Below are 9,660 nucleotides of genomic sequence, written 5' to 3' on the forward strand. Positions count from 1 at the left end.
AAACGATTTTCTAATTTACCACTTTGACTTTCCGCATTATCAGTACTGATATCGGTTTTAATTGCTGCAAGTGTCTCAGTGATGGATTGCCCTGTAAGTGCTTGTTGTGCGTTTTCATTACGAATTTCAATATTTTGAGTATTGATACCGCTTTTAGTCACGCTATTTTGATTATCACTTTCGCGACCATAACCTACACTACCAGAAATACCATTTTTCTCTTGACCAGTCCATCCGCCTTTTGCTGCTCCCTTAGCAGATATACCTATTGAAGAACCTTTATAAGATGAGTGGTTTTCAATATCACTATGGCTTAATGTACCAGTACTAAATTGATTTAATCCTGAGCTTTCAGCTTGTTGAGTTGAAGTAATGAGTGCACCTTTTAAATCTGTGTGATTTTTTACATTCACATCATAGCCTTCATCACCCGCATAGATTCCTGCTTGTTCATTCACAGATGCGTGATTTGAATTCATTTTAGACTTACTATAACCACCCTCTGCAGAAAAACCATAACCAACTGTTATCGAACCATTTACGTTCATTTGTTTTCCATCATAGCTTGCTTTATTTTGCAAGCTCTCAATATTGAGGTTTTCAGCACTAAGCTCTACTCGTTTTCCTTGGATCCCTGAACCAATTACATTAGCATCTCCACCTGCCTGAATCACGGTTTTACTTTGAATATCACCTACATGACTTGCTACATATGTAGTTTCATCACCATTACCATAACCTTTACCATAGTTTCCACCTACAGTTAATCCAGCTGAAACACCTTTTCCAATATCAATAGCAACCCCAGCGTTAAATCCACTGGATTTGTTAGTACTACGCTCTTGATGTGTTTGCTCTGCTGCTTTGATATTTACTTGATTATCAGCAATTAAAGTTGTTCCTTGTTTTCCCCATATATCAGATCCAACAACATCAATATTTGATGCTTTACCCGCTCCTGTAGCGATGATATTCACTTTACCGCCAGCATTGACTTGAGACTTAGCAGCAGTATTACCCACAGTATGTGTTCTGGATTCACTTTGTTGTTGACCATAAGTGATTGAAATTTTGAGCCCCGTAGAACCACCAGCGGCTTGCCCAGCACCACTAGCCGCACCAGCTAACTCACCTAGAGCTTGGCCTGCTTGAACCACGTTATATGCGCTATTCGCTGCTGTCATTGCATTTACTCGAGCATGTTTACTTTTCCCTATCATTTCAGCTGATTTAGCGACTCCCTGAATAGCTGAAATCACTGGAGAACTTAAGGAAATAGTAACGCCTTTTTGCTGAAAAGTTTGCTTAGTATTCGTTTCATATTTATTATCTGCTGCTTTAATTTCAGCTTTTTGAGCTAGAATATTTACATCACCTTCTATCGCTTTCACAGTACTCGCTGTTTGTGCGTATGATTGCTCAGCAATCATTGTAGTATTACCCTTGAGGCTACCAACTTGACTACTTTGGGCATAAAGCTTAGTTTGGTCACTTTCCGTGGTTTGTTTTTGGGTACCAAAAGCAACCCCTATACCAGCACCTAGCATCCCTGATTTTTTCTTGCTATAAAAATCATCAGAGTAAACTCGGTTCTCAGCCTCACGAATATCAATATTCTTACCCTTCACCGTCAAGCCATTACCTGCAGCCACATTTGAGCCCTGAATAGTGACATTACCTTTGCTTGAATGAAGATAAATCTTATCTGCATCTAAATTTGAGGCTTCCGCAACGTCATAATCGTGTTTATGTCGATAAACTTCTGTCGTTGAGCTTGTTAAACCTCTAGATTTACTTTTGGATGCACTCGACAACTGCTCTTTATAACGTGCTTCTTGAATATTGATATTACCGTCAGAAAGTACATTCATGGTGCCATTACTGGTTACCGAAACACCTCGCATTTCAACCGCACTTTTACCTACAGCATCAAGATTTCCTGTAACATTTAACTGACTGCCAACTTCTTGTTTTTGATCAAGCTTATAGTAATTATCTGCATTTGGTACGTAATGCTCTTTATTTTCAGTTTCTACCGTACCAAAATTCAATGCTTTACCTGCAGAGAAAACCACATTTCCATTCACATCTACATTTGCACCTTTTACAGTAATATTTTCAGTCGCAATAAAGCTAGCACTGCCTTTTTTGTTATCATTGCCAACCTTTACAGATGCTTGTTGTGTTAGTGATTTTTGGTAAAAATCAGGTGTGTTTTCTGTTTCACTCGTGGTACTTTCAATATTAATATGCTTTCCTTGAGCAACTAAATGATCTGTTGCATTTAACTCTCCACCAAGATTATTGAGCATATTTTTAGCTACCAAATAAAGTTCTCGACCCTGTAAGCGACCACCTAAGTTCTCAATATTATTTGCGGCTAAGCCTGTTAGATTACGTCCAGAAATTACGCCACTATTTTGTACATCACCTTTGATATTCATAATGACATCATTGGCAGAAATCACTGCACCTCGACTATCAATATCGGTATTACGTCCAACAACGTAAACCTGTGGCACTAATACTTCTTTCTTAGAACCATCTTTTAAAGTCACTTCACGTTTTACCATCCAAACCATATCAGAAGTTAACTCTTTCATCTGAGAAGATGTCAAAGCAACGCCTGGTACTAAATTCATTTTTTGGGCGTAGTATGCCCCGTTATCCATCAAGGCTTTATATTGGTCATAATCGGAAGAGTAATTTTCTAGAAAACGTCTACCAGTGAGCTGATTAATTTGTTCGTTTACTAAACGTTGTTCATAAAAACCATCGCCCAAACGTTTAAGCATATTTTGTGGATCATTGCGCAACTGTTTGAACATATAATCAGAACTGAGCCATTTAGATTTCTGTGTAAAACGCGGATCTGTTTCAACCAAAAACTGTCCTGATACCTCAGGGTTGATTTTATAAAGGCTTGCCTGTGGCAATGAAATATCTGGTAAATGCGTTTTGATATCAAGGTTATCTTTATTTTTCATCACTCCAGACGTGATTGCTTCTAGATTAACGCGGTGAACATTTAAATCTGTATTTAAAGGTGTTTTCTCCGCTAATGAAATGCCTTGGAAATCTGATTTATCCCCAACAATTATGCCAGTAGACTCCACCGGCTCACCTATTTTTAAAAGTTCCAGCCCAAATTTGAACGGTTCGACAGGTAAGAGGCGGTCAATTTTTTGTTCATCTCCTCCATACACAGCCCAAACTTTTTTACCTCTCGAACCATGATGACGATGTTCTTTTTTAATATCTTTTTTCAAACCGATATCTCGACGATGAATTTCACCATCAACATCAATATTACTCAGTTTTAGTAATCCTTGACTTACTGTACTGACGGGTTCCTTAATCGCCTTATCCGCTAAATATAAGGTGTCACCAATCACAATTCGAGAGTGTTTATTCGTATACTCCCCCCCTTCCAAATGTAAAGATTGCCCGATAAGCAATTTACTGGGATCTTGGTGTTCAATGGTATTAGTATCTGTGGTTCGAATGTAATCTTGTTTCAGCCAATTTCGAGCTGCCACAGCTTTACGTCCATCATTGAAACGAAAATATTGATTGCTATTATGACGACTATTATTAACATGATCTAAATAACCCTCACCTTTTTCTCCTTCATTACTATAATAAGTCGCACTACTATCAAATGGGGAATAAGTAACAAAATGATTTTTAGTATATTTATGTCCTAACCTTAAATGTAAATCTTGGTTTAAAAGATGATGTGTCTTAATCCAACCACTTCCTAAAGCTTCAATGGTTGCACTACCGTTATCAATGCTATTTGCATAACCAGTTGCTTGATTATTGTCATTTAACTGTCCACCAATATAGATATTACCTAAACTCATAATAAGTGAATGGTTACGGTTTACTAAATTACTGACACCTAAATCAAGTCTCTCGCGAGCAGCGATAGTCGCTGCTGTTCCGTCAGTGTTCTCAAGATTATTTAAATTATTTGCTTGAATGGCAAGATGACTACCATAAATACGTGCAGTACCGATATTATTGACATCATTGGCTTTAATCACTGTGGTGTCACCATCTATTAAACCAAAGTTATCCAGTTTATTGGCTTGAATGCGAGTGTTTATCGAGGAAATTTCTGCATTAGCATTATTTTGAATAGTAGATCCTTCAACTGATGCTGAATTACCTACCACAAGGTTGGAATTATTAACAAAATCACCTTTTGTTTTAAAAGTAAGATTATTACCTACACCAAAGGCTTTATTAAGCGTAAAGCTATCATTTAACTCAATACCCAAATCACCTTTTGTTCTAATCGAACCTTCATCCGCTAATGTTTTGGCTTGTAATGTTGTGCCAATCACCGATTCAATTTTTCCTAGTGCATTATTTACAACCAAGGTTAAATCTGGATTTACAATATCAACTCGACCAGCCGATAAAATCTCACCTTGTTGGTTATCAAGAGATTGATTAACTGTAATATTTGCTGATTTTCCTGCATAAATACCACCAGATTGGTTTTCAATATGCTCTGCATTTATTACTAAATTAGTTGTTTGAATACCTTGAGTAGGGGTATCTTGTTTAGCTTTTGTATTTTTATTATTTACATTTGTAACATTTAACACTAAACGATTTGTTGCACTAACCAAAGAGCCTTTATCACCTTCAGACTGGTTATCCATCTTGGTCAAATTTAATGTTGCATTCACACTTTGAACAATGCCACCTTTGTTATTTAAATTTGTACCAGATAATGTTAAATCCTGAGATGAAATTACACCTTGTGCATTATTTATTGCAGCAGAAGAAATCGCTGCTGTTTTCGCTGAAATATCACCTTGTGTATTATTCAAATTTTGGGTTTGAATCGTTAAATCAGACTCTCCCTGAATCACTCCTTTAAGGTTATTTAAATCATTTGCAAGCAATGTCGCACGAGAAACAGATGAAATAATGCCATCTTGGTTGTGTAAATTTTCTGTCTTTAATGATAGTTCACCTTGGTTATAAACAATACCACGCTGATTATTAAATTGATTAACTGATAAATCTGCGCGATTTCCGACAATTAACTTCCCATCCTCATTATTAACTTGCTGTGCAGCCAATAAAACCTGTCCACCTAACATTTCACCTTTTTGGTTATTCAAGGTTGAAGTACTAATATCAAGACTATTTTTTCCAAATAAATAACCAGATTGAGACTCTATATGTCCTGCATTTGTGTTAAGTTTCACACCTTGATTTGACCAAATCACACCTTGATTATTTTGAATTAATGGCGTTTGAACAGAAAGCGTACCTTCTGCGACAATTTTTCCTTCAGTATTGTCTAATCCCTTTTGTACATTTAATGCAAAAGCTTCGGCGCCACGTTGAATCCAACTGCCCTGATGATTATTAAGTTGAACACTATCCACCACAAAATGATCAGCATTCAAATGTGCATTTTCAGTTGAAATAAGATTTGGGTTGCTTAATGTTGTTTTTCCTTCGCTATATAGCGTTGTTTTATTCAGATTTAAAGCTGATTGAGCAGATTGGAGAGCGATGCGATCTCCACTTAATTGACTATCAGATAAATCAACCATTTCCGCTCTCACATTAATCTCACCACTCGCTAGATGTTTTGCTTTGGATGAAATGGTCTTTTCAGCTGAAAGAGTAAGATTTGCACCTTGTGCATGTTGAGTATCTAGAGAACGAATTTCACCTTGCGTAGTATCCTGTACCGTAACGCCAGCAGCAACTAAAGCACCACTTTTTACTTCAATATTTTTCGCCTGATACTGAATATCGCCCTTAGCAACAGTTTCACCGGTTTGAGTAACTTTATCCTTAGCTTGAACAAAGCTCCCCCCTTGATGTGAAACAATTGAACCATGCTGCTCTACTCGAGTTTGTGAGCGCAATGCAACACCACCCAGTTTTGTTTCAATTTTACCTTTATTTTCAATAACCTTTTCTGCATTAAGATCAGCTTGGTGAGTTGCGCTAATCACCCCTTCATTAATAATGCGTCCTTGGCTATCAATTTTCACGTTTCCAGCAGATGCACCAATGTGCCCCGCATTGCGTACACCAAGACCTTGACCGTTATCCACTAAATGGATTTTTTCAGCATACATCCCACCTAATTGGCTCACATCCACACTGTAGCTTTGGTTTTCGCCTTGGGTATCGGAAGTGTGGTCGGTTTTATCGGTGATTTTATCGCCCACATACACAACTGAATCATTGGTGCGGTCAACGTTGTTTTTACCAGTGGTAACTTTAATGCCTTTCTTCGACCAAACACCACCATTGATTTCCGCTTTCTCAGCGATAATATCGGTGTAATCAGATTGGCTGTTATCCATCCCTTTTTGGCCAACAGTCACCTTACCGCCTTTTACGCGATAGCCTTTCAACTCACCATTTTCTACATCAGCTTTACCGGTTGTCAGCGTGGTACGTCCAGCATTAATCACACCACAACCATCACATTGGATACCGCTTGGGTTGGCAATCACCACATCTGCTTTTTTGCCTGCGACTTCTACATAACCTTTTAAACGGCTTGGATTCGCTGAATTGACCTCGTTAAGAATGACTTTCGCTTCACCGCGAGCAAGATTCGGGTTACCTTGCACCCATCCTGCCATTTGCGTTTGGGCTGCTTTGCGAGCATTGTTTAACACAGCGCCTTTTTCTGCCACATCAAATTGTGAATATTGGTTACGTGATACCCCACCTGCACTTGGTGTTTGAATATTTACCTGCGGTAAACCATTGCCGGTTTGAAGTACGGTAGGTTGTTGATTACCTGGTGCAGATTTATCAGCACGAATTGCCATATCTTCTGCATGAACAGAAGGCGATAAGAAGACAAAGCCTAATGCCAACATTAAGCTAAAATGAATAGGATTAAGTGAAAGTGCGGTTGAAAACAATCCTGTTTTTTCTTGTTCTGAGCTCACATTTTCACTTTGCGCTTTACCTTGAGATTTTGCCAACTCAGATACCACTACAAGCTGGTTTAATACACGGCTAAAAATCACTTTATAATGACGTTTATTCATTTTTTAATTTCCTTTAAAGTTTTAAATTCTGTTTGGTTTTAATCAATTTATACATCTAAAAGCGTGAGCATTAAAAACGGTAGCTCACATTAAATCCGGTTGTCACATGACTGGTTCTAAATCCTTCCGGTTTTTTAATTGGAACACCCACAAAATAATCATAGTTAATGCCCCATAATTTACCGCGAAGTCCAATTGCGCCACCCATTAAGCTATCACCAATTTGAAGCTCTTCTTGGCTAGAATGCACCTTACCTCGGTCAATCCCTAAATAAAGCTCATGTCCTTTATTGGCAATATCCCAACCCAACTCATTTCGCCATAACCAACCTTTTTCACCAGAAAGTGATAGCTCACCATCAAACCCTCGCACGGTATAACGACCACCAATACTAAATTTATCTTGTTGTGTTAAAGGTGTACCGTTCCATTGTCCATTCCAACTGGTGTTAAAGCGGAAAGGTTGATTGCCGATAGTGAAAGGATAGGTAAAATCAATGCCTGCAGTAAAAATCTGCATACGGGAAGTCCCTTCACCAAACTCCTCTTCCGGAGCAGGTAAGGCTTTATTCCCACCTGTACCACGTTTATAGTTCGCAAACAGTTGTAACACTGTTTCGCCAATGTATTGGGTGTGATTAAGTCCCACTTCCCAACCAGCGGTTCGACGACGTTGCACTTCAATTTCAGTGTCATTGATGTAGTTATGTGATTTTTTCGTCCATAACGCGGCATTCACATAGGTTTTATGAAGACTTCCACGAGATAATAAGCGACTTAAATTCGCTTTCATTTGTTGGCTTTCACCCGAATAGGTGTAAGACTCAAACGCGCCCGCTACCGTTTGGTGATAAGAATATTTTGAGCCGGAAAGGGTTAAGAGATAATTCTTCCAAGGAATAGAATAATAGAGACTGATGTTTTTACTGCCATAATCGCCTTCTGCATCATCGCTATCACGTTTAAAGCTACGTGTACCACTGATATAGAACATATCATTAAGTGTTAGCACGTTATCCCAAGAAAACGTGGCTGAGCCTTGTAAACGACCCGTAGCTTTACTGCCTGAATCATCTAATCCCAAGGTTAAATGGAAAGGTAAGCTTTGCTTATAAGCAATCACCACATCGGTTTCACCTACTGCATCCGTTGGCACTAGCTCCATATTCGCATCAGCACTCGGTACGCGTTTTAAGTTTTCTAAACCTTGTTCAATGTTGCGAATATTTAATATATCCCCCTGCGCCATTGGCATGGCAAACCATAAGGTACCACGGGTGGCAAACGGAATCGCACTTTGGTCTTGTAATTGAATACGACCTACTTTACCCGGAATCACAGTGAGTACGAGCATACCTGAACGTAAATCCTGTGGCTCCACCACCACGCGTGTCGTGACATAACCAAAATCAATTAAACGATTTTGAATACGGCGAAGTAAGACATTAATCCCCTCCGAGCCAATACAAGCCGGCAGCGCAAAATCACGCTCAGCATAAACTGACTTTAATGCCCAAGAGAATCGGCTTGGTTGGATTAATTTAAGGGAAGAGGCTGATGAATTTTCTTCTTCAGCTTGATAATCGGTCAGCACCAATTGATTGATAGGAAAACATTGTGCTTCATTCTGTGGAAAGCCACGAGAGGCTTCTTTTTCACCCTCTAAACGCACATTCGCGGATTGCGTTTGCTGGGCTAAAATAGCCGCATCTTGTTCAGCTTGTTGCCTCTGTTGTTTGGCATCGATTTGTTTTTCTACATCTGCATTTGGTGAGCTTGGCGCCGCCAACGCGAAAGAGGAAATAAATAATAAACTAGAAAGAAAAGAGCGAGATAAGTTCTTCATTATACTTCAGAGATTAAGTTATTGATAAATCTGCGATATGATATCAAAACTTGTTTTAAAATTCTATAAACTCATATTCTCAATAAAAAAGTGCGGTCAGTTTTTAAGAGGTTTTAAAACTCTTTGAAAATTGACCACACTTTATATCCAACGATTTATTTTATGTAAGTTTAATCTAGACATTAGAATGGAAGTATTGAATCATTTTTTGATATAAAAACTTTGTCACACTCTTTGTTTAGATATAAATAATCATATATGTTTTTTTCTATCCAATTCTTATCTAAAGAATAAATCGCGTCTTTTTTAAAAGCCTCTTTAGGAAAGATAAGCGCTATTTTTCCAGCCTTATAACCAGATATAGATAGCAACCCTAGCGGTCTATCAACATCCTCTGTTTCAAAGATGATAAAGTCCACGACTCGATCTGTGTAATAATTCTCACCCTTATTCTGGATAAAAACTCTAAATATATCCCCAGACCATAACAATTCATCTTCATATTCTTCTAATAAATAAAACATTGTCATACCTTAATCATCTCATTCTTGCATCATCAGTAAGCCATTAATATTTATTATCACCTAAAGAATATATTAATAAAAATAAAACAAATAGAGAGCCCCATATTTTTAAACTAAAAAACAAATGCTCCTTACTTACAAAAAAATCACTCTGATCAACATTCCCCGTGATAAACCACGCATTTATATAAAAAATAAGTTGTAGAATGATAGTCATCAAAAAAGATCTTTTTAA

4 protein-coding genes are annotated in these 9,660 nt (G+C 37.9%); all 4 read right to left on the reverse strand.

Features of this window, described 5'->3' with window-relative positions; all coding sequences use genetic code 11:
* Positions 1–7,055, reverse strand: a 7,055-nt coding sequence (locus HMPREF3020_RS00240) for a two-partner secretion domain-containing protein (protein ID WP_257281253.1), incomplete at its 3' end; no start/stop codon positions are given.
* Between the two features lie 70 nt (positions 7,056–7,125).
* Positions 7,126–8,901 carry a ShlB/FhaC/HecB family hemolysin secretion/activation protein gene (locus tag HMPREF3020_RS00245; RefSeq protein ID WP_070775138.1) on the reverse strand — a complete coding sequence of 592 codons (1,776 nt, stop codon included), beginning with the start codon at positions 8,899–8,901 and terminating at the stop codon, positions 7,126–7,128.
* 182 nt (positions 8,902–9,083) lie between these two features.
* A complete protein-coding gene (gene imm45, locus HMPREF3020_RS00250) occupies positions 9,084–9,425 on the reverse strand; it encodes an Imm45 family immunity protein (protein ID WP_065244493.1) in 342 nt (113 codons plus the stop codon).
* 43 nt (positions 9,426–9,468) lie between these two features.
* Positions 9,469–9,660 (reverse strand): hypothetical protein (locus HMPREF3020_RS09495; RefSeq protein WP_218970518.1); only part of this gene is annotated, 192 nt, incomplete at its 5' end.

Source organism: Haemophilus sp. HMSC068C11, from assembly GCF_001815355.1.
In the GTDB taxonomy this organism is placed as follows: domain Bacteria; phylum Pseudomonadota; class Gammaproteobacteria; order Enterobacterales; family Pasteurellaceae; genus Haemophilus_D.

Bases quoted from the DNA above. Each gene is read 5' to 3' on its own strand.
- imm45 (WP_065244493.1), bottom strand. From the start codon at position 9,425: ATGTTTTATTTATTAGAAGAATATGAAGATGAATTGTTATGGTCTGGG.
- HMPREF3020_RS00245 (WP_070775138.1), bottom strand. From the start codon at position 8,901: ATGAAGAACTTATCTCGCTCTTTTCTTTCTAGTTTATTATTTATTTCC.